Genomic DNA, 559 nt, shown 5'->3' with positions numbered 1-559 from the left:
GCATTACCCAAGACAATCTGCGCGCATGGAATAACTTGGCCGACAACACCATCAGCATTGGTCAAACCCTCCGTGTGAAACCTGAAGGCTACGTTGCACCTGCAGCTTCTGCAAGCAAACCTTCTACGCCAATAACTACAACCACTGCTCCGACTCCAAGCACTCCTGCCAATACACCAACCGTATCTACCGGCAGCAGCCGCAACGTCAGCGGCATCACATGGCAGCGTCCGACTACCGGTAACGTTATCGCCAACTTCGGCGGCAGCAACAAAGGTGTGGATATCGCCGGTACGCAAGGCCAGCCTGTTGTTGCAGCGGCAGACGGTAAAGTCGTTTACGCAGGCTCAGGCTTGCGCGGTTACGGCAACTTGGTCATCATCCAACACAACTCCTCATTCTTGAGCGCATACGGTCACAACCAACGCCTGCTGGTTAATGAAAACCAAACCGTGAAACGCGGTCAAACCATTGCGCACATGGGTAATACCGATGCATCCCGCACTCAGTTGCACTTTGAAATCCGTCAAAACGGCAAACCAGTCAATCCGGCAAATTA

1 protein-coding gene is annotated in these 559 nt (G+C 53.1%); it reads left to right on the top strand.

What is annotated here, in order from left to right; all coding sequences use genetic code 11:
• On the top strand, nt 1–559 hold a 559-nt coding region (locus tag ACTHUT_RS21630), incomplete at both ends, for a peptidoglycan DD-metalloendopeptidase family protein (RefSeq protein WP_440419868.1).

The organism is Neisseria sp. P0022.S010 (genome assembly GCF_051956635.1).
This window is presented reverse-complemented; position numbering and strand designations above follow the sequence as displayed.